General features: G+C 66.9%; 14 protein-coding genes. 6 read left to right on the top strand and 8 right to left on the bottom strand.

Features of this window, described 5'->3' with window-relative positions; translation table 11 throughout:
- Positions 1–29: 29 nt before the first annotated feature.
- The 7 genes from ABIB54_RS16055 to ABIB54_RS16085 are packed head-to-tail and all read right to left on the bottom strand — an operon-like array spanning position 30 to position 17,959.
- Positions 30–3,077, bottom strand: coding sequence for a S8 family serine peptidase (locus tag ABIB54_RS16055; protein WP_354576532.1), 3,048 nt, complete (start codon positions 3,075–3,077; stop codon positions 30–32).
- Positions 3,078–3,087: 10 nt separating this feature from the next.
- Positions 3,088–4,947, bottom strand: coding sequence for a copper resistance CopC/CopD family protein (locus ABIB54_RS16060; RefSeq protein WP_354576533.1), 1,860 nt, complete (start codon positions 4,945–4,947; stop codon positions 3,088–3,090).
- Positions 4,944–5,462 carry a hypothetical protein gene (locus tag ABIB54_RS16065; RefSeq protein WP_354576534.1) on the bottom strand — a complete coding sequence of 173 codons (519 nt, stop codon included), beginning with the start codon at positions 5,460–5,462 and terminating at the stop codon, positions 4,944–4,946. The genes ABIB54_RS16060 and ABIB54_RS16065 overlap by 4 nt, the downstream gene beginning before the upstream one ends.
- Before the next feature lie 56 nt (positions 5,463–5,518).
- Complete coding sequence (locus ABIB54_RS16070; protein WP_354576535.1) at positions 5,519–8,509, bottom strand: multicopper oxidase domain-containing protein; 2,991 nt, start codon at positions 8,507–8,509, stop codon at positions 5,519–5,521.
- Between the two features lie 20 nt (positions 8,510–8,529).
- The gene (locus tag ABIB54_RS16075) at positions 8,530–9,894 is read right to left on the bottom strand and encodes a multicopper oxidase domain-containing protein (protein WP_354576536.1); all 1,365 of its coding nucleotides are present in this window, start codon (positions 9,892–9,894) and stop codon (positions 8,530–8,532) included.
- 5 nt (positions 9,895–9,899) lie between these two features.
- Positions 9,900–11,231 carry a multicopper oxidase domain-containing protein gene (locus tag ABIB54_RS16080; protein ID WP_354576537.1) on the bottom strand — a complete coding sequence of 444 codons (1,332 nt, stop codon included), beginning with the start codon at positions 11,229–11,231 and terminating at the stop codon, positions 9,900–9,902.
- A gap of 47 nt (positions 11,232–11,278) precedes the next feature.
- Positions 11,279–17,959 carry an SdrD B-like domain-containing protein gene (locus ABIB54_RS16085; protein WP_354576538.1) on the bottom strand — a complete coding sequence of 2,227 codons (6,681 nt, stop codon included), beginning with the start codon at positions 17,957–17,959 and terminating at the stop codon, positions 11,279–11,281.
- 282 nt (positions 17,960–18,241) lie between these two features.
- Here ABIB54_RS16085 and hutH point away from each other — a divergent pair, with 282 nt between their 5' ends.
- Genes hutH through hutI form a run of 4 tightly spaced genes read left to right on the top strand, consistent with a single transcriptional unit; the run spans position 18,242 to position 23,981 of the window.
- Positions 18,242–19,798: a histidine ammonia-lyase gene (hutH, locus tag ABIB54_RS16090; RefSeq protein ID WP_354576539.1), complete on the top strand. Its 1,557-nt coding sequence runs from the start codon at positions 18,242–18,244 to the stop codon at positions 19,796–19,798.
- On the top strand, positions 19,795–21,480 hold the full coding sequence (hutU, locus tag ABIB54_RS16095; protein ID WP_354576540.1) for a urocanate hydratase: 1,686 nt from the start codon (positions 19,795–19,797) through the stop codon (positions 21,478–21,480). Before hutH ends, hutU begins: the two co-directional genes overlap by 4 nt.
- Entirely contained in the window at positions 21,481–22,806 is a 1,326-nt protein-coding gene (locus ABIB54_RS16100; RefSeq protein WP_354576541.1) for a formimidoylglutamate deiminase, read from the top strand.
- Positions 22,806–23,981 (top strand): imidazolonepropionase, encoded by a 1,176-nt coding sequence (hutI, locus tag ABIB54_RS16105; protein WP_354576542.1) that lies wholly within the window; start codon positions 22,806–22,808, stop codon positions 23,979–23,981. The genes ABIB54_RS16100 and hutI overlap by 1 nt, the downstream gene beginning before the upstream one ends.
- Here hutI and ABIB54_RS16110 read toward each other — a convergent pair.
- A complete protein-coding gene (locus ABIB54_RS16110) occupies positions 23,978–24,352 on the bottom strand; it encodes a TraR/DksA family transcriptional regulator (protein ID WP_354576543.1) in 375 nt (124 codons plus the stop codon). The two genes, hutI and ABIB54_RS16110, sit on opposite strands and share 4 nt — an antisense overlap.
- Positions 24,353–24,560: 208 nt before the next feature.
- Here ABIB54_RS16110 and ABIB54_RS16115 point away from each other — a divergent pair, with 208 nt between their 5' ends.
- Together ABIB54_RS16115 and ABIB54_RS16120 are read left to right on the top strand one after the other, a co-directional pair.
- Positions 24,561–25,322 carry an MIP/aquaporin family protein gene (locus ABIB54_RS16115; RefSeq protein ID WP_354576544.1) on the top strand — a complete coding sequence of 254 codons (762 nt, stop codon included), beginning with the start codon at positions 24,561–24,563 and terminating at the stop codon, positions 25,320–25,322.
- A gap of 143 nt (positions 25,323–25,465) precedes the next feature.
- On the top strand, positions 25,466–25,812 hold a 347-nt coding region (locus ABIB54_RS16120), incomplete at its 3' end, for an FGGY family carbohydrate kinase (RefSeq protein ID WP_354576545.1).

Raw genomic sequence — 25,812 nt, forward strand, 5'->3', positions numbered from 1 at the left:
CAGGCCCGGCTGAGGCGGACCGGTTGCCGTTAGGGGATGTCGAAGGCGTCGATGTTGAGGGCGCTCGAGCTGCCGAGGCCGTGGGCGGTGCCGTCGAAGTAGACGGACCAGGTGCCGGCGTTGTAGTAGAGCACGTCCTCGTCTTGAACCGCTCCCAGTCCCGGGACCGTCGTGGTCGCGGCACTGAAGGACAGGTAGAAGTGAGTCGCGTCGACCCGGACGAAGCCATCGACATTCGCGTTGGCCGGCAGGTTGTAGGGCGCGGCGCTTGCGTCGATCACCCTGCTGTATGCGGTGCCGTTCCAGCTGTAGATGTCAGCGTCATCCGCGCTGCCCGTCACTCCGGGCGGCAGCGCGTTGCCCAGCACGGAGAAATACAGGGTCGAGCCCGAGACGCTGATCGCATCCACGTCCAGGTCGTTGTTCCCGCCAAGGCCGTGGGTGCTCCCGTCGAAGAACATCGACCACGAGGTGCCGTTGAAGAACAGTACGTCCTCATCCTCCACGTTCCCGATACCGGGGACGTTCACCTGACCGGTGAAGGAGAGGTAGAACTGGTTGGGGCCCACCTGGTCGAAACCGTCGACGTTGGCGGTGCCGGGCAGCTTGTACGGTGCGATGGTCGCGTCGATGGTCCGGCTGAACGCTGTGCGGTTCCAGTTGTAGATATCCGCGTCGTCGGCGGTGCCGCCCACACCCGGCACGACGCTGTTGCCGGATGTCGAAAACAACAATGCCGCCTGCACCTGGAGAAGGACGGAGGCACTCGCGCTCCAGTTGCCCGCGGCATCCCGTACCCGAACCATCAGGGTGTAGCCGCCCTCTTGCCAACTCCTGACGTCGATCGACGAGGACACCGTCCACGGGCCCGTCCCGGTCACCGTCATCGGTATCCCGTTGCCCGCGCCGGGGTCCGCACCCGTGAACCACTCCGCACGGATCACCGTGGAGAAGGCATCCTCCGCCTGCGCCGCCACGCTCACGGATGCGGCTCCCGCCGTCGGGTTCGGAGACACCGCGACAGTGCCGAGCACCGGCTTGCTCTTGTCGACGAGCAGCGTCGTCATCTCCGTCACACCCCAGTTTCCCGCCGCATCCCGAGCATGCACAAAGAGCACGTGGTTACCGTCCGCGAGGGCGCTCACGGTAGCCGCGGGGATCATCGCCTCCAGGCTGGCGGTCGGTGCGCCAGCGGGCGCCGTGGGGACGACAGCCATCGCCGTGCCCGTCCCGTCGGCACCCCGGGTGTCCGTGAAGTACTCGGCCTGCGCGATGTTCGAGCCCCCACTCGAGACGTCATCACCGAGAGCACGCAGGGTGGCGTCGATCGACGCATTGGTGGGACTCGGTGTGATCGACGCAGACCGGGTAACCGGACCGGTGGTGTCTCCCACGGCGGGCGCTGTGATCGTCAGAGTTCCCGTCGCGGTTCTGCTGATCGCGCCGCTGCTGGCTGTGATGGTGAACGGATGACTGCCGGTGAGAATCTCGGACGTCGTGGTGACCAGCAGCTGCGAGGCGCTCGAGCCCGCAGGCAGGACGACCGGGGTGAACGTCCAGTCCGCCTCCGTCGCGCCCAGCCCGGACAGCGACAGCGAGATGGATCCGCTGAAGCCGAAGGCGCGGATGACCTGGACCGGAATGCTCAGGCTCCCTCCGGCGATCGACGTCGCGTCGGGCTGCGTGACAGCTACGCCGAAGTCCTGTTGCGCAAGAAGCCACTGGTACGCGGCCAGGACATTGACTCGTCCGTTGCCGTAGGCGGTATCGGGTCCCGCAACGCCGAGATCGACGGCGGTCGCCGTGAGTGCGGCCTGCGCCTGATCGGTGGAGAGTCCCGGGAGCGCGCCGAGCAGCAGCGCCAGCGCGCCGGACGCGCTCGGAGCCGCCATCGATGTGCCAGATGCCGTCTGGTACATGCCGTAGAGGTCGGCAGTGCGGATGTTGACGCCGGGCGCGACAACGTCAGGGAACACCCTGGTGCGCCCCCCGCACGTGGATGGCCCGCGACTGCTGGACGTGTCGATGACGTCCGCACCGGTGACAGCGCCGACGGCCACGGCCTCGGGGTAGTTGGCCGGACTGACGCTGGAGGAAACCCCCGAGCCGTAGTTTCCGGCGGCGAAGACGGGCAGGATACCGGCCGTGCGCAGCGCTTGGAGGTCGGGTTGGAACGAGAGGTCGCAGCCGGGCCCCGCGCCGATCGACCAGGATCCGTTCACGATCTGGGGCGCGTCTGCGGTAGTCGGATCGTGATCCGGGTCGAGTGCCCACTGGAATGCCTGATGGATCGCGGTGACGGTCGCCGCCCCCCTGTCGTTGAAGATCTTCGCCGCAATCCACGTTGCGCCGGGGGCCACCCCGATCGACGTGCCGCCTGCGTCACCGCCGAGGATCGCACCGGTCGTCGCGGTCCCGTGGCCGGAGAGATCGGTCGGGGTCACGGGATGCTCGCCGTAGGGGTCGAACCAGCCGCCTGCGCCTCCGCGCCATCTGCCCGCGAGGTCGGGATGAGTGATGTCGACACCGCTGTCCAGGCTCGCGACCACCACGCCCTGCCCGGTTAACCCGAGGTTCCACAGTGCCGGGGCGCTGACCGCGGCGAGACCGGGTTCCGGCGCTCCGGAGGACGGAACCACCGCGACCGTGTCGGGGGTGATGCTCGCCACCTCTGGGCGAGCCGCCAGCTCCTGGATGACGCCGGCGGTCGCGGTCACCGAGATCCCATTGACGACCCACAGGGGTGTGGCCCCCGCCACCTTCCCCTGGGCGGCCCGGGCGCGCAACAGAGCCCGGAGGGGAACCTGAGTGCTGTTCGCCGTCGCCGTCAACGCCTGGATCGTGCCGTTCAGTCGTGCCGCACGGTTGGCCCCCTTGACGCGTTTCAGATTGGTCTGCTCCCGCAGGGTGACGATCACCGTGGTCATCTCGCCGCGAGGGAGGGCGGCCAGCATCGAGTGGACACCGGCGGACAGCCTGCCGATTCCCGACGGGGTGCTCGTTCGAGCCGACGCGGCCGGGGCGAGCCCCGTCACGAGCAGGGCGACCAACGCGGTCACGGCAAGGGTTTTCCTCATCGTCGGCTCCCTATTTTCTTGCCGTTGAGCTGAGATCGCGAAGCGACTCGGGCTCCGCGGCGGGTTCGTGGCGCCGGCGGGCGGTCAGGAGGGCACCGAGCGCCACGGCCAGCAGCAGAACGGCAAGAGCGGACGTCACGAGCTGTAGCGGACGGGCGCTCTCGGTACCCTCGGCGGGGATAGTCATTCGGAGTTTGGTGAGCGCTGTGGGCAGGCCGTCGCGTTCCAGCGACACGGAGGCTGTCCACGCGCCGGGGGCGGGTTTCTCCGTCTCTGCTTCATAGCGTCCCGGCTCGATGCGGTCGAACAGCACCTCGCGAGTGCCGGTCGGGCCGGTGAGGGCGACAGAGACGGCAGTGACGGGTGCATCCTCCAGCTTGACGATCGAACGGGATCGGACGATGAGACGGCTCTGGCCCGGCCCGGCGGCAACCTGCTCGAGCGTGACGAAGAGCCCGTCAACGGTGGTCGTGTGCAACTCGGTCTGTCTCGTCGCTGTTGCGATCTCCCGCGCCGTGGGAACAGAGGTGAGCACGCCGGCGGTGCCAACGGCCACGGCAAGGACGAGTACCTCCGCGGCGACGACGGTGACGAATCGGCGCCGCGGAAGCGGCACCCATCCCGCCGGACGCCGGAGGACGCGACCCACCCGAGCCGCCAAATACGGATTGACGAGCAACGTGTTGATCGCCGCCAAGGCCAGCGCGACGATGACAAGGACGAGCTTCGCGGCGACGGCGCCGCCGTAGACGGTCGCGGCCACGAAACTCAGGTCGGGGATGTGCAGACCGGCCTCGTAGATGCCCGTCGCCACCAGGACGGCCGTGGCGATAGCGGCCATCGGGCCGAAGCTGCGCCAGGCCGATCCCAGGATGCGGGCGCGCGCATCCGGGTGGATGCGCATCAGGGGGATCAGGCAGAAGGCGAGGATCGCCAGGCCGCCGGCCCACACTCCCGCGGCGACGAGGTGGGAAGCGGATGCGACGACAGCCAACGCGGATCCGCTGGGCAGACTCGAGGCGTGACCGGCCCACGCCTCCAGCCCGACGACAGGCGCGAGCGCCAGGACTGCGATCATCAGCCGCCCTTCGGCTCGGGAGGTGCGAGTCGCCCAGTACACGGTGCCGGCCGCGATCGCGAGCGCGATCTCCCGGGCAAGCCACAGGTGGCCCCATTCGGTGCCGGTCAGGGTGGCCCAGGTGGTGCCGAACCACTCCCCGAGAGAGCTGCCTCCGCGCTGAGTGAGGAGAAAGGGGGCGACGGCGCCGGACACGACGGCCACGCACAGAGCGAGCGCTCCGACGAGGAGAGAGCGCCGACGGGGCGAGACTCCCATCTCGCCCATCGAGCCGAACACGCGACCGGAGACGACCACCGCGCCGATCGCGAGCATGATCGCCGACAGGTCGATCCAGCGAAGCAGTAGTCCTGAAGGATCGAAGATCCCTGCGACGGAGGGAGCGATCACCGCTGGCCGCGTACCGACGCCGAAGACCAGCGAGCCCTGGGTCGCGTGACCGTCGTCGGTTGCGAGCACCTTCCAATCCAGCGCATAGGTCGCCTTCGCGAGCGGACGCGTGGAGATTCGGACGATGCCTTTGTCATCGGCTTGGGACACCGATACCTCCGTGGCCACCCGCGCACCGTCGGAGGCACGGAGCTCGAAGCTGCTGGCCTGCGCGGAGACCGCCTCCGTGAACCAGAGGGTGAAGGTGGATCTGCCGACGGCGATCACGCCTTCGTTTGGCGGGTCGGATCGCTCGAGTTCACTGTGCGCCCAGGCGGGCGTCGCCCCGAACAGGACCAGGACGAAGGCGGCCATCAGGATCGCGGTCAGGCGGCTCCCCCTCCGCAACCAGACGCGCTTCATTGCTGGGCCACGATGTGCTCGATGCGGGAGTCCCCCATCACCAGCGTGAGTTTGGACCCGGCGTGGATGGCGTTGTGCGCGTTGGCGAAGAGGAAGAAGTAGGTTCCACCCAGGGTGATTTCCGATGCGTGATGGGGCCGGGATATGACCATCGTCGCCCCCGTGTCCTCGACGACCACGATGGGAAGCAGCTTTTCGTCGTGGATCATCCGATCGGCCTTGTCGGGGTCCACCACCTGATACCGGAACTCGACGAGTCCCCCTGCCGCTGTCAGGCCGATCAGGTTCACATCGATCCCGTAGCGGGCGGCCATGCCCTCGGCCGTCACCAGGGTGGTCCCCGCGCGAACGTCTGCCTTCTGCCCCGGCCACCAGCCCAGGGCGGCACTCGTTCCACCCCCGACCAGGAGCACAGCCACGAGGCCGATCGCCAGCAACCGCCAGCGGCGGGGTCGAGTCTGGCCGCCGTCGGCCTCCGACTCAACGTTCGACTCGGACATCGTCTCGGTGATCATGGTGTTTCCCTCTCTTCCGCCCGCGGAACGGGTTACCGGCCAGCTGGCGATGTTTACTAGGGGATGTCGAAGGCGTCGATGTCGAGGTTGCCGGTGGTGAGTCCGTGGGCGGTACCGTCGAAGTAGACCGACCAGGTGCCCGCGTTGTAGTAGAGGATGTCTTCGTCCTGCACCGCACCCAGAACCGGCACTGTGGTGGTGTCGGCACTGAAGGACAGGGCGAAGTGGGTCGAGTCGACCCGCACGAATCCATCGACATTCGCGTTGGCCGGCAGGTTGTAGGGCGCGGCGCTCGCGTCGATCACCCGACCGAACGTTGTTCCGTTCCAGCTGTAGATGTCGGCGTCGTCTCCGGCGCCGGAGACTCCGGGAGGCACGGCAGCGTTGTCGGTGGAGAAGTAGAGCTGACCGCCGACGATGCTGATGGCGTCCAGATCTGTCGCCCTGCTCCCGGTGAGGCCCCGCGCACTGCCGTCGAAGTACAGCGACCAGGTGCCCGCGTTGTAGTAGACGACGTCTTCATCCTGCACGTTACCGATGCCGGGCACGGTCACCTGGCCGGAGAACGAGAGGTAGAAGTGGGAGTTGTCGACCCGGTCGAACGCATCGACGTTGGCGGCGACCGGCAGGGTGTACGGCGCAATGCTCATGTCGAATAGCCGGGCGAAGGCGGAGCCGTTCCAGCTGTAAATGTCGGCATCGTCGGCAGTTCCTCCCACCCCGGGCGGGTTGCTGTTGCCGAAGGTGGAGAACGACACCGCGGACTGCACCTGGATCACCGTGGAGGCGGTCGCACTCCAGTTGCCGGCCGCATCCCGCACCCGCACCGTGAGGGTACGGGCGCCTTCGGTGTACCCTCTGACGTCGACCGGTGAAGCCACAATCCATGACGGACCGGTGCCGGTGACCGTCATCGCGGTGCCGTTGCCCGCTCCCGGGTCGGTGCCGGTGAACCACTCGGCACGAGTCACCGTTGTGCGGGCATCCGTCGCCTGGGCAATGAGGTTCACCGTGGAGGCGCCCGCAGTCGGATTCGGCGTTGCGGTCACGGAACTGACCACCGGCTTGACCTTGTCGACCACCAGGGTCGTGGTCGCGGTACCACCCCAGTTGCCCGCGGCATCCTTCGCATGCACGGAGATGCTGTGATCGCCGTCGGCCAGCAGCGAGACGGTCGCCAGTGGAATCTCGAAGTAGCCGGACTCCGACGCGCTGTCGTACACGCTGTCGGTGGCTCTGACCACGATGCCCGTGCCGTTCGCGGTGACCGTGTCGATAAAGGCCTCGGCTGCGTTGATGGTGCTGTTGACGCCGGCGCCGAGGGGATCGGACATCGTCGCCACCGTCACCCGCACGGCCGAGGGGCTGCCGTTGAAGGCGAGCGTGCCGTTATTGGGTGTCGGCGCCACCACGACTCCAGAGGTGGCGGGGGCCGTCTTGTCGACCACCAGGGTGATGGCGACCGGCGCGCCCCAGTTGCCCGCGGCATCCTTGCTGTGGATGGAGACGAGGTGGTTGCCTTCGGCAAGGGAGCCGAGGACTCCCGCGGGGATCACTGCATCCAGGCTGGCCGTCGGTGCGGCGGTATTCACGGTCATGACCGCTCCAGATCCATCCGTGCCGACAGCGTCGATGAAGTACTCGCCGTCCGTGATGTTCGAGCCGCCCGTTGCGGTGTCATCCCCCGTGGCATGCACGGCGATCAGACGTGCCGCCGACCCGTTGGTGAGGCCGGGGGCCAGAGACGGGGACTTCGAGGTCGGGCCGGTCGCGTCGCCGCCGGTGACCAGTACGGAGCTGAGAACGCCACGGTTACCGGCAGAGTCCTGCCCCCGGACGTAGAGGACGTGCTGGCCGGTGGGGATGGTCAGCGACGCCGTGACAGACACGCCTCCGGCGCCGCTGCCCTCCATCGAGGTGCCCGTGCCCGTCACGGTGTCGATGAAGTACTCGGCGCCCGTGATGCTCGATCCGCCGGTCGTGGTGTCGTCGATAGTGGCCTTCAGGACGCCCGCCGTGTAGGCGACCGCAGTGCTGACCGGTCCGGTGATATCGGATCCGCCGGCAGCGCTCGCAGGGACGGTGACGAAGGTGAGCATTCCGCCGGTACCCGCGCTGGTGCTGTTGTGCAGCAGCAGGCTGCCGTCGTAGATCGGCACGCGGGTCACGGCGGTCGTCGCGCCCGGAGCCGTGACGACGGCATCCGCCGTCTGACCCGGGCCGAATGTTTCCGCAACGTAGTGACGTGCGTATGTCAATGGGCTGCCATCGAGAGCGATGACCCTCTGATCGGTGCCAAGCGATGCCAGTGAGTGGTAGCGACTGCCGGCATTGACGTAGCGCAGCAGTACCTTGTTGCCCCCGGCCGTCGCGGGGATGGTGTCGGTGTTCGGATAGGCCTTCCCGTTGATCAGGGAATACCGGGGGGCGTAGTTACGCATGTCGAAGGCCGCCGGGTTGGCGGCGTTGTTCAGTGCCGGATCGATCTCGCTGAGCAGCACGACCGCCTCGTCATCGAAGGTGGTGCTCGCGTCGTAGGCCTGGCCGGCTGTCGCCGGGCGCACGATCAGTGCTCCATACAGTCCCATCGACACCTGGTGCTGCGCGCCGGGTACCAGTCCTGCTTCATAGAGGTAGGTGCCGGGTCGGCTCGCCGTGAAGGTGTACGACCTGGTTGCGCCGGGCGCGGCCCCGGTGCGGTCCGGCACCATCTGCTGGCCCTGGAAGAGCAGCGCGGTGTTCTCGGTCAGCTCGTTGTGCAGCGTGATCGTGACGGTGTCCCCGACGGTGGCACACAGCGTTGGTCCGGCGGGCTCGGTCACAGTGCCCGGGGTGCTGCGGTAGCCCCAGACCTTCACGTTCTGGCCGGCAATGGTCGTCGACCCCGACACCGCATACAGGTCGCCAGGGGCGGTACACGCCACGGTCGCGGCTTGAGCGGTCGTTGCCGGCCCGAGAAGGGCCATCAGCACGGCAAGTCCTCCGGCGGACACCAGCGCCGCGACGACAGACGAGATCACTTTTTTCATGCTCTTCGGGTGAGACATTGTTCTCCACACCTTCCTGGTCAGCCGCAGCTGTTGGGCGTCGGCGGGTCGATCCGCATGTAGGTGATCGGTCCGGTCATATTCGTGCCCCAGGACGTGATCTGGAACAGGGCGTGATTGTGGGAAATGATGTAGTACTCCCCGCACTGGTTCACGCTCTGGATGCCGGGGGGCAAGGCTTCCTTGGTCCCGAGGTACGGACTTCCGCTGTAGAAGACACCGATCGACTGGTCGGCCAGCGCCGGCACCGTCACCGGGACCGGGTTGGACGGGGAGTAGTTCTCAGCGTCATACCACTTGAACAGCACGTCCCAGGTCTGGCTCGGACCGATGTTGATGGCGAACTTCTCGAACGAGAGGTCCTGCCCGGCGGGGCCCTCGAGCGGGTGGCCGTCTCGAGCGATGACCAGGCCGTTGTTGCCGTGCGGATGGAACGGATAGTCCTCCGTGCCAACATTGAGGTACCGGGCCATCCCGGGCTGGTCCGGCGTGGTGGCGGTGCGGTTGAACTCCGTGATCTGGGCGAGTGCCCCGTAGGGCTGAGCGGGAAGCCAACTGGCGCCATTGTCGGCGATGCTGTCGGGGTATCCGCGACCGTTGATCAGCCAATAGCGCGGGTGGTAATTGTTCATGTTGAAGCTCTTGTTGTTCTCGACGGCCTGATGTTGGTAAGGGTCGATTTCGCTCAGCAGCACCATGAATTCCTGGCTCGGCTTGAACCGGCTGTCTTTCCTGTTGTTGGCGTACTCGCTCGCGGTCGACCCGGCCGCTCCTCCCGTCGGCACGGCCGAGGGGCGCACTATCAGCGCCCCGAACAGGCCCATCCGGACCTGCTTCTCCGGGTTGGTACCGGACTCGTAAAGGAACGTTCCCGGGTTGGCGGCCACGAAGCTGTAGGTGACGGTCCCGCCCCCGGCCGCGGCCGTGTTGGTGAGCGAGGTGATCGGGCCGGCCCCCGTGGACTGGGGTTGCGCCGGGATCCCGTTGGCCAGAACGCTCTCCTGGCCAGGGAATACGATCGACGCCGCCTCGGGCAGGGTGTTGTGCAGAATCACGGTGACGGTGTCTCCGGCGTTGACACACAGCACCGGGCCGGGATGCTGGAATGCGTCGAACCCGCTGGAGTACCCCCACATGAACGCCGTGTTCCCATCGGGCAGGCTGATGTATCCGGTCTTGGTGGTCAGGTTGAAGATCGGGGTCGTGGCGCCGCCACCAACTCCGGCGGTGCATTCGATGCCGACCCGCGCGGCGGGCGTGGCGATCGCCGCCGGGGTGAACGAGCTCATCACGGCTCCGACCAGGGGCAACGCGATCAGCAGCGCTGCCCAGCGCACGCCCCGGCTGCGAACCTTCCCTTGAAGCACGGCGGTCCCTCTCATCATGGCTCTCAGACTCCCAGGTCGTTCGGATAGCTCTGCGGAGGGATGCCGCCAGCGGCATACACGCGGATCTCGGTGGCTTGACCGCCCATTCCGCCCGGCGCCAGGTTGTTTGTGACGGGGTAGTTGCGGTTGTAGATCAGGTAGGTGTCAAAGCCGGGACCGGTGTGGTCGGGCGCGACGAAGACGACATCGAAGCTCTCACCCGGGCCGATGTTGATCGTCTCGGTCTCGTAGGACGTATCGGTGCCGTCACGTCCCCGCATGGGCGTGGCGTCTCGACCGACGACCCGCATCCGGATCCCGGCCGTGGTCATCGCCTGCTCCCGGAATCCGAGGTTGGCGAATCGCAGCGCAACCGTCTCGCCGGCGTTACAGGTCACGAGCGACGACTGCGGCTGGTACTGCAACTCCGGGTGCCCAGCCGGTGCGATCAGATCCCCGGCGGAATCGGTCTGCACCGCAAGCGAGTGCACGGATGCCGCGGCATCGATCGGCGCATTGGGGGCGATGGTGTCGGGATAGACCCGACCGTTGAGCAAGCCGAAGTCGGCCCGGTAGTTGCTCCATTCCGGCAGCTGGATGTGGGCATCCGCCCAGTGCGCCTCGGCCCACACCTCCGAGAGGAACATGCCGAACTCTCGATCGAAGCCTGTCGAACCGTCGCCGTCGTTGTACAGGAACTTGCTGTGCCCGGCGATGTTCTGGCCGTCTTGCAGCGGACGCACGAACACCAGGCCGGTCATGCCCATGTGCACGTGCTCGACGTCCTCCACGTGGCAGTGGAACATATAGGTACCGGGTTCGCGGGGCCGGTAGACGTAGGTGAAGACGCGCCCTGTCCTGATCGCGACGGAACCGGAGGGTTCACCGTCGAAGAACGGAATCACGTTGCGGAAGCCGTGCCAGTGCAGGGTGTGCGCGTCGAACAGGTCGGGCCGCAGGGCCAGACCGAGGTTGGTCAGTTGTACCGTGAAGTCGACCGGGCTGGCCGGGTCGAACTGTTTCGTCCAGAACATCGGAGCGGAGTGCTGGGCCTTGTTCTTCTGATTCGTCCGCTGAAGATCGGTCTTGCCGGTGACATCGCGGAACCCGAAGATATAGGTGGTGAGCAGATCGGGCGCGAGGACGTCGGGGTGGAACGGTGGGATGGCCGGGGTCTCCGGCAAGTGGATCCAGCCGTCGGTGCCCGCCAGGAAGAGGTCGGGGTCTCCCACGGCCCCGACCGCGGCCTCGGGCCTGAGCACGTTGCCCGCCAGGACACCCGTGCCGACGATGACCACCGCACCGCCGGCGAGCTTGAGCACGTCGCGGCGGCTGAAAGGCTGCTTGAACATCATTCTCGTGTCTCCCTGGGGGTGGTCGCTAGCGCTATCTGAAGAGGGGGTCATGGCGTGGGCAGGTCGAAGGCGTCCAGCTGGAGGTTTCCGTCGCCACCCAGCCCGTGTGCGGTGCCATCGAAGTAGACCGACCAGGTGCCCGCGTTGTAGAAGACGACGTCTTCGTCCTGCACCGTGCCGAGACCGGGAACCGTCGTGTTCGCGCTGCCGAATGACAGGTAGAAGTGGGTGTCGTCGACCCGGACGAAGCCATCGACGTTCGCGCTGTTCGGCAGGGTGTAGGGAGCGACGCTGGCGTCGATCACGCGGGTGAAGCTGCTGCCACCGTTCCACCGGTAGATGTCGGCGTCGTCACCGCTGGAGGCTGTTCCCGCCCCAGGGGGGACCGCGGCGTTGTCGGTGGAGAAGTACAGCTGGCCCCCGACGATGCTGATGGCATCAAGGTCCGTCGCACGGTCCCCCACAAGACCACGGACACTGCCGTCGAAGAACAACGACCAGGTGCCAGCGTTGTAGAACACGACGTCTTCGTCCTGCACGGTGCCGATACCCGGCACAGTCACCGGGCCGGTGAAGGAGAGATAAAAGTGCGTGGCGTCGACCCGGTCGAAGCCGTCGACGTTGGCGGTGGTCGGCAGTCCGTACGGCGCGGTCGTCACGTCGTAGGTCCGGCTGAAGGTCGCGCCATCCCAGAGGTGGATGTCCGCGTCATCCGCGGTGCCTCCCACGCCGGGCGGGTTGGTGTTCCCTGCCGTCGAGAAGTACAGCGCCTGGCCGGCGGCCGGGGGTTCTGGTGGCAGCGCGTCGCCGGGGAACGAGATGGCATCAATGTCGAGGCCGGCCGACCCGTTCAGTCCGTGGGTGCCACCGTTGAAGTAGATCGACCAGGCGCCGTTGAAGTAGACCACGTCCTCGTCGTTTACCGCGCCGACACCGGGGACGTTGGTGGTCGGGTTGCTGAACGACATGTAGAAGTGGGTCGCGTCGCGCCAGATGAGCCCGTCTACGTTGGGGTTATTGGTGCCCGTGGCCGACCCGCTGTTCGGGAGATTGGTGGGGGCCGTCGTGGCATCCAGAACACGGGAGTAGGAGTTTCCACCATTCCAGCGGTAAACGTCCGCATTGTCGCCGGTGCCACCGGCGCCCGGCGGCACCACCGTGTTGTTGGTCGTGAAGTACAGCGTGTTGCCGACGATGCTGATCGCCCCCAAGTCGATGGAGCCGGGCAGCCCGTTGGCGCTCCCGTCGAACCAGAGAGACCAGGAAGTACCGTCGAAGTACACGACGTCCTCGTCGGAGACCGTTCCGATCCCGGGCAGGGTGACGTTGCCAGCGAACGAGACGTAGAAACGGGTCGCGTCCACTCGGGAGAAGCCGTCGGTGTCGGCGGTGCTCGGCACGGTGTACGGGGCAGCGGTCATGTCGATCGAGCGACTGAACGCGGTGCCATTCCACACGTGGATGTCCGCATCGTCGGCGGTTCCCGTCACGCCGGGCGGGTTGGTGTTCCCGGCAGTGGAGAAGTACAGGTCGGGGCTGGGCGTGGACACTGTCGCGCCGAACTCGTCTGCACCACTGTCGAAGCCTCCCAGCGCGGGCCGAGCCTGGTTGTCGATATCCGTGGCGGGCGCGGTCACGCCCGCCTTGGATGCCGCGCCGAGGTTGCAGGCGGGTGAGCCGGGGCAGTTGGCCAGGTGGTAGTTGCCCAAGAGGTTCGGCGGGGCTTCGACCGTCACGAGCGTGGCATCCACGAAGGTGGGGTTCTGACGCCAGGTCGCGAAGGACACGGAGACGTCATAGGTCGAGACCACAGCCGGATCGGTGGTGCTGTTGGTCGGACTGGTCGTGTACAGGTGATCTGCTGGGTTCTGCTGCACCACGGAGTTCGACGGCGCGAGCACACCCGTGCCGTCAGCGACTCCGAGATCCCAGTTGTTGATGTCCGAAGCACCAGACAGGCCGACACCGGTGACCGTGGTGCCGGAACGGGTGCCGGCGCGGTTGTCCCAGAAGATGTTGTTGAACGTCGACGGCTGGCTGAAGCTCGGTGACCCGCTCGGCAGTGTGACCTGCAGCTGATCGCTGTTCGCCGACGTGGACAACCCGGCGGGAGCCGGCTGCCCGTCTGAGGTGACCGCCGTGGCCGTCGTCAGGTTCTTCATGATCGTGTTGTTGAAGACCCGCACGTCAGGAGCGTCGTTGATGCCGATGCCACCACCCTCATGGGTCGACACATTGTTGACGATCATGTTGTTGTACACGTTCATCGGGTAGTTGCCGGCCATCAGGAACCGGATGCCGCCGCCGTCGTCGTTCGCCATGTTGGCCTGGATCTGATTGGCGTAGATGTCCACCGCCCCGGAGCCGGGCGAGAGTGCACCGACGGTGGCCGGCAGTTGCCCGGCGATCATGATGGCACCGCCCTCATCGTTGGACGAGTTGAAGTAGATGCGGTTGTGGTGGATCTTGCCGCCGGGGCTCAGTCCGTACGCGCTCAGCCCGCCGCCGTACTCCAGCGAGAAGTTGCCACAGATGTCGTTGCCGGACACTTCGTAGCCGTCGGACCCCGCGAAGAGGCCGATGCCGCCGGCCAGGTTGGTGCCGGCGTTGGCGATCACGCGGTTGTTGGCGATCCGCACGTTCTCGTTGTGGTTGCTCGTGTTCGGCGCGGCAAGGTCCGGCGTGCCGATCCGGATGGTCCCGTAGCCGCCGCCGTTGTTCTGCACCACGTTGTTGGTGATCTGGAGGGAGCGGGCGTAGGCGTTGGCGAAGATGGCTCCGCCCTGCGTGGTGATGTTCGGCGGAAGGCCGGTCGGCCCACCGGTGATGGCGTCGATGTTGCCCGGGAAGCCCACCTGGTCGCCGCCGCGGATGTCGAAGCCGTCGATGGACGCCTTGAATCCGTTGGTGAACTGCCGTGCCCGGCCGTTCGCGGTGGTGGCGTTCGCCGAGGCGAGCACGTAGATCGCCTCCCCGTCGTTGACGGCCTGGTTGCCGTCCCAAGCCAGGCCGCCGACCTTGGTGAACCAGGCGGTGGCCAGCGCGGTGTCTCCGCCGAAGGCACCGGCGTCGATGATCGATCCGGGCACGAATGTGCCGCCCTGGAAGCCGCCGGAGCCCAAGCCCTGCAGCTTGACGGGCGAGGCGACAACGAGGTTCTCGTAGTAGGCACCGCGAGGGTTGCTTGCCGTGGCGGGGGCCGGGTAGACGATCACCAGGTCGTCGCCCGAGTTCGTGAACGCGGCATCGAGTGCGGCCTGGATCGTGCCGAAGGGGTGTCCGGGGCCGACCTCGTGCACTGTGGGGTTGTATCCCGTTCCGAGCACATGGAAGGTGAGTCCGTTCACCGTGCTCTGCCCGTTGCCGGAGGTGATCGCGAGCTGCTGCGGCCCCACAGGGGCTCCCCCAGGCACGGTGGCGGAGATCGCGGTGTCGCTCCAGGCGGTCACGGTGAGAGCGGCGCTGCCAAGGGTGACCTGGCCGGCTCCCTGGACGGCGCCGAAGCCGGTGCCGGAGATCGTGAATGAGCGGCTCCCCGTCGCGGTCACGTAGGGCTGTGAGACGGCGAGAAGTTGCGGTGTCGCGCCATCGAGTGTGCAGGCGATCGCCGTGTTGACGCCCGTCGTCGGCGACCCGACATAGACCCCGACCTGGGTCGGAGCGAGGTCAGTCGGAATCGTCACGCCAGGGATAGCCTCGAACTCGGTCGCGATGGAGCGATACCGCGGGTTGTAGTTCGTATTCAGATGCCCGGGGATACCGGGGTCGTTGCCCACGAAGCGGTACATGTTGGCGCAGACACCCGACGGAGTGGGGCAGCTGATGTGGTTCGTGGAGGGAAGCAGCACGTCGTACGCCCCGTTGAAGTCGGACTCGAGCGTCGTGACCAGCCGGTTCGCGAAGTCGTAGATGCCGATGGGCGCGAAGGCCACACCGGTCTTCTCCCCGAAGAGCGTGGACCGGGGGTCGGTGGAGAAGTTGATGTCGTCGACGATGAGGCCGCGCAGACGGGACGGGACCGGCACGTCGGTGAAGATGTTGAACATGGGCACGATCGACTTGCCGTTGTTCACGCGCACCAGCTTGGTCTCGCAGCTCGGCTTGGCTGCGCCTTCGTACGGCGACCCACCGATTGCCAGGAACGTGGGGTTCGTGACCGGTGTCGAGGCCGGAACGGTGACTCCCGTTGGAACGCCGTTGGCGTCGTCGCCGATCACAGGGCCGTAGCCGTCCGTCTTACTACCGAGAAGGTCGACAGTGTGGAGCGGTCCCGCGCAGGCCGGCGGCGGCACCTGCGGAACGATCTGGTCCCCGTTGCCGATGTTGATATCGGTCTCGCTGGTCACCTTGTACAGCGGGTCGCCGGTGGCATCCTGCGGGATCGCGACCTTCACCAGGTAATCGCCGCTTCCGAGCGGCTCGAATGTTCCGCCGTCGCACTCGGGGTTGGACGGATCCGTGGCGATCACCGTGCCTGTGCAGGCATCGGCGAAGCCGTAGTTGCCGTCGACGGACGCGCCGAAGTTGGCGGCGGATGTTCCCTGGTCGGTCGGGTACGGACCGAATTGCACCCCCTGGATGAAGCTCGAGATGCACTCTCCGGAGGTCTCCTGGTCGGGCGCGAGCACGTTCTCGTCGAAGGCGGCGGGGTTCGTTGCGGCGTGGACGAGAGGTTTGCCATCGACATCCCGAGCCACGCATCCGGTCGGGCGGCTCCAGTGCTCCGAGAGGTAGGTGTTCAACAGCTTCCCCTTGGCCAAGGACCCGTCGGACGCGAGCTCGAATGCGTCGTTCGTGCCACCACACGGTGCGGTCGTCGTGCCGCAGTCGACGGTGGACCAGAGCTCGACCGGCACATCGGAGACGCCCGGCTGCCAGTCCTCGGAGGCCGCGTATTGCGGGTCGAGCTCATTGCGGGTCGTGTCGTAGCTGACCGAGCCGACGATGCCGCCGTTGCGGGGGTCGATGCCGTTGGCCCCGGTCGAATCGTAGGAGTGCACTCCCCAGTCCATAGTGCCGCTGAGGCCGATGATGCTGAGCACACTCACGTCGACACCGGCGCCCTTGACCGTGGTCGGAGTCGGCTGGTTGTCAGACTGGTAGGTGACACCGGTGGTGTAGAAGGAGGGGTTGAAGTTCTCCATGACGGTCCACTCGCTGAGGGGGTATGCGCTCTCGAAGTGGTAGTAGCCGGTGCTATCGGTGGTGACGAGGTTCGTCCCTCTGTCCATCAGCGAGTTGTCCTGCTTGCGCATGGTCAGGGTGAAGTTGGGCATGCCACTCTCGCCCGGGTCCCTCACGCCGTTGCGATTGCTGTCGTTGAAGACGTATCCGTCGTATTCGGTCCACCATCCGCTGTCGGGCAGGTTGCCCATCTTGACGGTCTCGCCGTTCTTCACGGTGACGTTGACCGTATTGATGAAGTGGTTCTGCGGCTCGTCCCACCAGCTCAGGCTGTAGTTGCCATCGGGCACGCCGGCGATGTCGAAGGTGCCGTCCGCGGCGCCATGACCCACCCAGACGGCCTGGTCACCCGCCTGAAGGTCACTGAGTGAGAGCCACGGATTGACGATCGGCTTGCCCATCTTGCTGCCGGTCAGACCGAGCCAGTAGTTGAAATCGCCGCCCTTCGGCGGGCTGTACTGCTTGACGTTCACCACCGTGCCCGAGATGTGGCCGGAGCCGGTGGTCAGAATGTTCGTGGGCTTGACGAATCCGAAGATCGGCCCGGGCACGGGTTCACCTGCCACCAGGGCCTCGGTGTCGTATCCGGTGCTGCCCTCCATGACCCACGCGTCGAAGTCGTGGTTTCCTTCAAGGGTCGTGGTCTGGATCCAGGTCTGGTTGGACGGGGCCGAGGCGGTGAGCGCATAGCGGTTGCTCCCGAGGTGGGGCATAGTCAGGATGCCGTCGGCATCGCTGACGCAGTGGCCGCCCGACCCGGGGATCGGGACCGGCAGCATCTCGGGGTCCAGACTGGCCACGGGGATCACATGGGTGACCGGGTCCTCACCCTGATACACGGTGCACAGCGGATTGCCGTAGACGTCGGTCTGCACTTCGCCAAGGGTGTCGGCGATGTGGCCGGTGAAGCCGGCCAGGCCGGGCTCCCCCTGGTCGATCGTGCCGTTGGTCGTCGCGCTGTCCTGGAAGATCTGTGCGCGGAGTGTCGAATCCGGCAGGGGGGTCGGCTGCATTTCGACGGTGACCAGACCGGATGCCGGGAACGGCACGGTGAAGTGTGCGCCGTCGATCTTGTAGCCCTCGGAGAGCACGGAGATCAGGTAGCGCCCGTTCGGCAGGTCGACGCCGGGGGCGAAGTCCGTCTGGTCGCCCTGGCGCACGATGGGGCTCGTGGTGTGCGGTGTCTCCTTGATGGAGGTCCATTCGCAGGAGCCCGGATACCCGGCGTCGAGGGTGTTGCAACCGGAACCGAGCGCGGGACTCCGCTGGGCGGTCGATCCACTGTTGTCCTGGTTGATCATGTAGCTGAAGTTCGAGATGGCGGCGCCCTTGGTGACTCCAGCGCCCGCGAAGGCGCGAGGTTCCGTGCGGGCGCTGATGACGTTGAGCGTCAGGGTGTTCGTCGTCGCGGCCTGGGCCGGCTGGGGCGTGGGCGCCACGAGGAAGGCGATCGGCAGGGCAGCCGCCGTGATGGCGACCACGATCCGCTTCCACAGAGGCCGCGCCGGCAGCAGAAACCGTGAGGTTGTTCTCGTCGACACCATGATGACCTCCGAAGTCGGGACGACATCATGATGATCGGATGCAAGACCGCGGCACAGCCCTACCTGAGGGGTGCTCGATCCCCAATATTGGGGGTGTCCTTCGCGGTTCGGGAACCGAGGTTTGGCGCTCTCCCGCGGCGGCTTCGCTCCAGCTCCCCTTCCGCGGCGAAGCGCGGTCGATCTCTCCGTGCGGTGAGGTTGCGCGTTATTTGTCTCATATCCGAGACAGCGGTGCGGCTCTCCCTGTGGCGCGCACCCTTTCGAGGGAGTCTGATGGGGACCATGCAGGTTTCCACAACCATCCTCCCGGTCCTGATCGGTATCGGCGCGCTCACCCCCGAGCAGGTCGTGGCCGTCGCGAGACTCGACGCTCCGATCGAGATCGATGCCGCGGCACGCGCCGCGGTGATCGCGAGCCGGGAGACCGTCGAGCAGCTCGCGAGTGACAGCGAACCGCACTACGGCATCTCCACCGGCTTCGGCGCCCTCGCAACCACCTTCATCGCCGAAGACCGCCGCCGCCAGCTGCAGCGCAGCCTCGTGCGGTCGCACGCCGCGGGGTCCGGTGCCGAGGTCGAACGCGAGACGGTGCGTGCGCTGATGGCGCTCCGGCTCTCGACACTGCTCACCGGCCGCACCGGCATCCGCCTCGAGACCGCCGAAGCCTATGCGGGGATGCTCAATGCCGGCATCACGCCGATCGTGCGCGAATACGGATCGCTCGGTTGCTCCGGCGATCTCGCACCACTTGCCCATTGCGCTCTTGCGCTCATGGGAGAGGGCACGGCGCGCGACCGTGACGGCGTTCTGATGCCCGCTGCCGAGGCCCTGGCCGCGGCGGGGCTCAGCCCCGTCGTGCTCGCCGAAAAGGAGGGCCTCGCGCTCATCAACGGCACCGACGGGATGCTCGGCCAGCTGGTGCTCGCCCTCGACGACCTCGAGCGGCTGCTCTCCACCGCCGACCTGTCCGCGGCGATGTCCGTCGAGGCGTTGCTGGGCACCGACGCGGTCTTCGCGGCGGATCTCGCCGCCTTGCGGCCCCAATCCGGCCAGCAGGTCTCCGCGGCGAACCTCCGCCAGCTGCTCGCCGGCTCCCCGATCGTGCAGAGCCACAAGGGGCCGGAGTGCACTCGCGTGCAGGACGCCTACTCTCTGCGGTGCGCACCCCAGGTGCACGGGGCGGCGAGGGACACGGCGGGCTATGCGGCGATGGTCGCCGGTCGGGAACTCGCCTCGGCGGTGGACAATCCCGTCGTCACCCTCGATGGCAGGGTCGAATCGAACGGCAATTTCCACGGCGCACCGGTCGCCTACGTTCTCGACTTCCTGGCCATCGTGATCGCGGACGTCGCGAGCATGTCCGAGCGACGAACGGACCGCATGCTCGACCCCTCCCGGAGTCAGGGCCTCCCCGCCTTTCTCGCCCACGAGGTCGGCGTCGATTCCGGGCTGATGATCGCCCAGTACACCTCGGCCGGCATCGTCTCGGAGCTCAAGCGTCTCGCTGCACCGGCCTCTGTCGACTCGATCCCCTCCTCGGCGATGCAGGAAGACCACGTGTCTATGGGCTGGGCCGCGGCCCGCAAGCTGCGGAATGCCATCGATGGGCTCACCCGGGTGCTCGCCATCGAGATCCTCACCGCCTCGCGGGCACTCGATCTGCGCTCTCCCCTGCTTCCCGGCCGCGCAACCGGCGCCGTAGTCGCCGAGGTGCGGCGGGATGTCGCCGGGCCCGGGCCGGACCGCTACCTCTCCCCCGAGATCGAATCCGTCGTGGAGGCAGTCGCCTCCGGACGCCTCCTGGCCGCTGCCCGCACCGTGATCGGAGAACTCGCATGAGCCTCAGCACCCCTCCCACTCCCCCGGCCTCTGGCCCGCGGCCGGTGCGCGCCGCCCGGGGCTCGACCCTCACAGCGAAGAGCTGGCAGACCGAGGGCCCGTTGCGCATGCTGATGAACAATCTCGACCCCGAGGTCGCCGAGCATCCCGACGATCTGGTGGTCTACGGCGGCACCGGCAAGGCTGCGCGCAACTGGGAGTGCTACGACGCCATCGTGCGTACCCTCGAGACGCTGGAGAGCGACGAGACACTCCTCGTGCAGTCCGGGAAACCGGTGGGCGTCTTCCGCACCCACGAGTGGGCGCCCCGCGTGCTGATCGCGAACTCCAATCTCGTCGGCGACTGGGCGACCTGGCCGGAGTTCCGTCGACTCGAGCAACTCGGTCTCACCATGTACGGGCAGATGACCGCGGGCTCGTGGATCTACATCGGTACGCAGGGCATCCTGCAGGGCACCTACGAGACCTTCGCCGCCGTCGCGGACAAGAGGTTCCACGGCACGCTCGCCGGCACGATCACCCTCACCGGTGGTGCCGGCGGCATGGGAGGGGCGCAGCCGCTCGCCGTCACGATGAACCACGGCGTCGTACTCATCGTGGATGTCGACCGGTCTCGGCTCGAACGCCGGATTGCGAAGGGCTACCTGGATGAGCTCGCTCGCGACCTCGACGATGCACTGCGCCGGGTGATCGCCGCGAAGGAGTTGCGCATCCCCGTATCGGTCGGCCTGGTCGGCAACGCCGCGACGGTCTTCGCCGAGCTCCTCGCCCGGCACGCCCCCATCGACATCGTCACGGACCAGACCTCGGCCCACGATCCCCTCGCCTACCTCCCCGAGGGCATCTCCGTCGAGGACTGGAAGCAGCGCTCCGCCGACGATCCGCAGGGTTTCACCGAGCTGTCGCGCGCGAGCATGGCGAAGCAGGTCGCGGCCATGGTCGGATTCCAGGATGCCGGCGCCGAGGTGTTCGACTACGGGAATTCCCTGCGAGCCGAGGCGAGACTCGGCGGCTACGATCGCGCCTTCGACTTTCCCGGGTTCGTGCCGGCCTACATCCGTCCCCTCTTCGCTGAGGGCAAGGGGCCGTTCCGGTGGGTGGCCCTGTCCGGAGACCCCGCGGACATCGCGGCCACGGATCGCGCCATCCTCGAGCTGTTCCCGAACGACAAGAAGCTCCGTCGCTGGATCACCGAAGCGGGCAAGAAGGTGCACTTCGAGGGACTTCCCGCGCGCATCTGCTGGCTCGGCTATCAGGAACGCCACCTTGCCGGCCTGAAGTTCAATGAGATGGTGGCAACGGGAGAGCTCAGCGCGCCCATCGTGATCGGTCGCGATCACCTCGACTCCGGATCCGTCGCGTCCCCCTACCGGGAGACCGAGGGCATGGCGGATGGCTCCGACGCCATCGCCGACTGGCCGCTGTTGAATGCACTGCTCAACACCGCTTCGGGGGCAACCTGGGTATCGATCCACCACGGCGGCGGCGTCGGGATCGGGCGGAGCATCCATGCCGGTCAGGTGGTCGTGGCCGATGGCACCGATCTCGCCCGCCAGAAGATCGAGCGGGTGCTGGTGAACGATCCGGGCACCGGGGTCATGCGACACGTCGATGCCGGCTACGAGCGAGCCGCCGAGGTCGCCCGCGAACGCGGACTTCGCGTGCCTCTCTGGGAATACTGAGTGACCACTTTCCACTGCGCGGTGCTGGTCCGACCGGGATCCGTCACCGAGCGTGTTCGAATCGAGACAGACCCGGCCGGAACGATCGTGAACATCGTCACCGGGGTCGAGGCGGCCCTCGGGGATGTGTGCCTCGCAACCGTGGTTCCGGGCTTCGCCACCGCCCACTCGCACGCTTTCCATCGGCTTCTGCGGGGAACCACTCATGCCGACGGCGGTGATTTCTGGCAGTGGCGCGACGCGATGTACCGGGTCGCCGGGCTGCTCGACCCCCCACTGATGTTCCTCATCGCCCGCGCGGTCTTCGCCGAGATGCTGGTGAGCGGCTACACCGCCGTCGGCGAGTTCCACTACGTGCATCACCGGGCGGATGGCGCAGCCTACCCGGCACGCCACGCGATGGAGCTCGCGATCGGAGAAGCCGCGCGCGAGGTCGGCATCCGCCTGGTGTTGCTCGACACCTGCTATCTCGACGGCGGGATCGCAGCGCCTCTCTCGGCCCAGCAGCGCCGGTTCGGCGACGGATCGGCCGCCGGATGGCTCTCGCGCTGGCACTCCCTCCGCGACGCGATCGAAGGCGAGGGGGTGACTCTGGGCGCCGCCATCCACTCGGTGCGCGCGGTCTCCCCGGCGGCAATGGCGGAGATCCGCGATGGACTGGACACAGGGACGCCGCTGCACATCCACGTCTCCGAACAGCCGCAGGAGAACATCGACTGCATCGCCGCCTACGGGCACACCCCCGTCGGCGTGCTAGCCGGTCTCGGGATGCTGGACCCCCGGCTCAGCCTCGTGCACGCCACCCACCTCACGCCGGCCGACCGCGCCCTCGTCGGGGCCGCCGGCTGCTCGGTCGTGATGTGCCCGACGACCGAGGCCGACCTCGGAGATGGAATCGGTGATGCCCACGGACTGGCGAGCGCAGGAGCACGGATCGCGATCGGCTCCGACCAGAACGCGGTCATCGATCCCCTTCTTGAGCTGCGCGGCCTCGAAGCCGGTGAACGACTCTCCTCTGGTCGCCGCGGACGATTCCCGCCTGCCGCCCTTCTCGATGCCGGCACGCGCGCCGGCTATGCGAGCCTCGGCATCAGCAGCACCGTGCTGGCCCCCGGGGATCCGTGTGACCTCGTCGAGATCGAGCGGACCTCGCTGCGCACGGTCGGGTCCGCCGCCGACCAGCTCGTGCTCACCGCGACCGCGAGTGATGTCGGGAGGGTGATCGTCGGCGGCCGGATCGTCGCCGAAGGCGGTCGACTCACCGCCGGGGCCACCGGCCCGCACGTCCTGCTCGCCGAGGCTCTCGCCGCAGTGGCGGCCGCCTGATGTCCGAGCTCATCACCGACATCGGCGAACTCACCACGCACGGCGAGGAGAGGACACGGCTGCACGACGCCGCGCTGGTGATCGATGGAGCGCGAATCGCGTGGATCGGATCGGCCGGCGACGCGCCCGCCGCCGACACCCGCACCTCCGTCGGCGGTCGGGCCGTACTGCCCGGCTGGGTCGACTCGCACAGCCACCTGGTCTTCGCCGGCACCCGAGACGCCGAGTTCGAGGCACGGATGGCCGGGCGACGCTATGAGGCGGGCGGGATTGCGTCCACAGTCGCTGCGACGCGCACGGCACCCGAGGCCCGGCTTCGTGAAACGGCGACGGCGCTGCGACACGAGGCGGAGCTCCAGGGCACCACCTTCCTCGAGACGAAGACCGGCTACGGACTCGACGTGGAGAGCGAACTGCGCTCGGCGCGCGTCGCGGCTTCCGTGGCCGACACCGTCAGTTTCCTCGGTGCCCACGTCGTCCCTCCTGGCATCGATCGCCGGGACTACCTCGACCTGGTGACCGGCCCGATGCTCTCGGCGGTAGCGCCTCACGTGCAGTGGATCGATGCCTTCTGCGAGGTCGGAGCCTTCGATGTGGAGGAGTCGCGCGAGGTACTGCTCGCCGGCAGGGCGGCAGGCCTCGGCCTACGCCTTCACGGCAACCAACTCGGCTTCAGCGGCGGAGTCGCACTCGCGGTCGAACTCGGCTGCGCCAGCGTCGACCATTGCAATCATCTGGATTCCCGCGACATCGATGCCCTGGCGTCATCCGCGACTATCGCCACCCTCCTGCCGGCCTGCGATCTGTCTACCCGCGAGAAACTCGCACCCGGCAGGGAACTCCTCGACGCCGGAGTCGGGATCGCACTCGCGAGCAACTGCAACCCGGGGAGTTCGTACACCACGTCGATGCCGTTCTGCGTGGCTGTTGCGGTTCTCCAAATGGGACTCAGCGTCGACGAGGCTGTTTGGGCGGCTACCCGCGGAGGAGCACGCGCGCTCGACCGCGACACGGGACCGGATGCCCTCGGCGCGCTCCGTGTCGGCGGCCGGGCCGACCTCCAGGTGCTCGACGCACCCTCCGTGGTGCACCTCGCCTATCGGCCGGGGGTACCGCTGACCGCGGCGGTGTGGCGCCGCGGCATCCGCACTCCGCCGTCACAGCCGGCCTTCTAGCGCTGGACCTCACGGGCGCAGTCGATACAGAGCGCTGCGCTCGGCCGGGCTTCGAGACGGGCTTCGCCGATCGGGCGGCCGCATCGCACGCACGAACCGTAGATGCCGGCGTCGAGCCGGGCGAGCGCAGCGTCGTTCTCTTCGAGGCGGGTGCGGAGGCCGCTGCCGATCCCCTCGATGCGAGACCAGTCCGACGACAGGGTCGATCCCTCGGGATCGTGTTCATCGTCAGCCGAGGAATCCGCCCGCGCGACGCGGACGCCGTCGAGCTCCGCCCGAGTGCTGTCGATGCCGCGTTCGAGCTCGGCGCGCTCGGCAGCCAGAACCGATTCGATCCGGGATGGATTCGCTGAAGATGTCGGCTCAGCCATTCGGCGATGTCCTTCCCGAGGGCTCTTTCACCCAGGTTTCGGGCACCACAAGCAGAAGATTGAAACCAATCATTCCTTCCGGATGAAACCTCGAAAACAAGTGTAACGAGCCCGTTATGCGGAGCGAAAGACCGGATATGGTGTGTGGAGAACGCATCCGGCCATCGACGCCCCGCTGGTGGCCCGTTCGTCAGATTGGAAGGTCAACGTGGACAGTCTCGGTCTCAAATTTCTCTCGGAGATAGTGGGTACTTTTCTCCTGCTCCTGTTGGGTGGGGGTGTTGTTGCCAACGTCGCCCTGGCGAAAACCAAGGGTTTCAATGGTGGCTTTCTCATGGTCACCTTCGGGTGGGGTCTTGCGGTCTTCGCCGGTGTGACCGCGGCGTATTACTCCGGTGCCCATCTCAACCCTGCTGTCACGATCGGTCTCGCGGTCAACGATCCGGCCAAGTGGCCGATCGGCACGGTGTTGGTCTATCTGGCCGGGCAGCTGATCGGTGCGTTTCTTGGTGCGGTGGGTGTGTGGCTTGCGTATAAGCAGCACTTCGATGATGAGCCGGATCCGGCGAACAAGCTCGGCGTGTTCTCCACCGGCCCGGCTATCCGCAGTTATGGCTGGAATGTGGTGACCGAGGTGATCGGCACTTTCGTGCTGGTCTTCGTGGTGATCGCGTTCGGTCGTGGTGGCGATGCTGGTACTAACACCCCGGCGGGACTTGCGGCTCTTGGTGCGGTTCCTGTGGCCCTGCTCGTGGTCGGTATCGGTGCTTCTCTCGGTGGTCCGACCGGGTATGCGATCAACCCGGCCCGGGACCTCGGGCCGCGTATCGCGCATGCGATCTTGCCGATCAAGGGCAAGGGGGGCAGCGACTGGTCCTATGCCTGGGTGCCGATCGTGGGCCCGCTCGTCGGTGGTGCGCTCGCGGGTCTGCTCGCGCATCCGCTGCTTCCGCTGCTCGCGGGCAAGTAGCGCACTGCTCGCGGACGGATCGTCTCGGGAGACGCTGGGTGAGTGCCCCGTCGTTTCCACCCGGACGGGCTCGGAATGGTTCGAGTGTGTCCGAACAGCATTACCGCACAACCGTATTTCTACCCGTTACATGGAGGTAACTCATGACTGATTACATTTTGTCGATCGACCAGGGCACGACCAGTACTCGTGCGATCATTTTTGATCATTCGGGCTCGATTGTTTCGTCGGGCCAGTTGGAGCATGAACAGATCTTCCCGAAGGCGGGGTGGGTGGAGCATGATCCGAAAGAGATTTGGGATAACACGCGTGAGGTGATCGGGCAGGCTCTGTCGAAGGCGAACATCACCCGGCACAACATCACGGCGGTGGGGATCACGAACCAGCGGGAGACCGCGGTGGTGTGGGACAAGACCACCGGGGTTCCGGTGTATAACGCGATCGTGTGGCAGGACACCCGCACCCAGTCGATCGTGGACCGCTTGGCGAA

It is taken from the genome of Frigoribacterium sp. UYMn621 (genome assembly GCF_040549525.1).
In the GTDB taxonomy this organism is placed as follows: domain Bacteria; phylum Actinomycetota; class Actinomycetes; order Actinomycetales; family Microbacteriaceae; genus Lacisediminihabitans.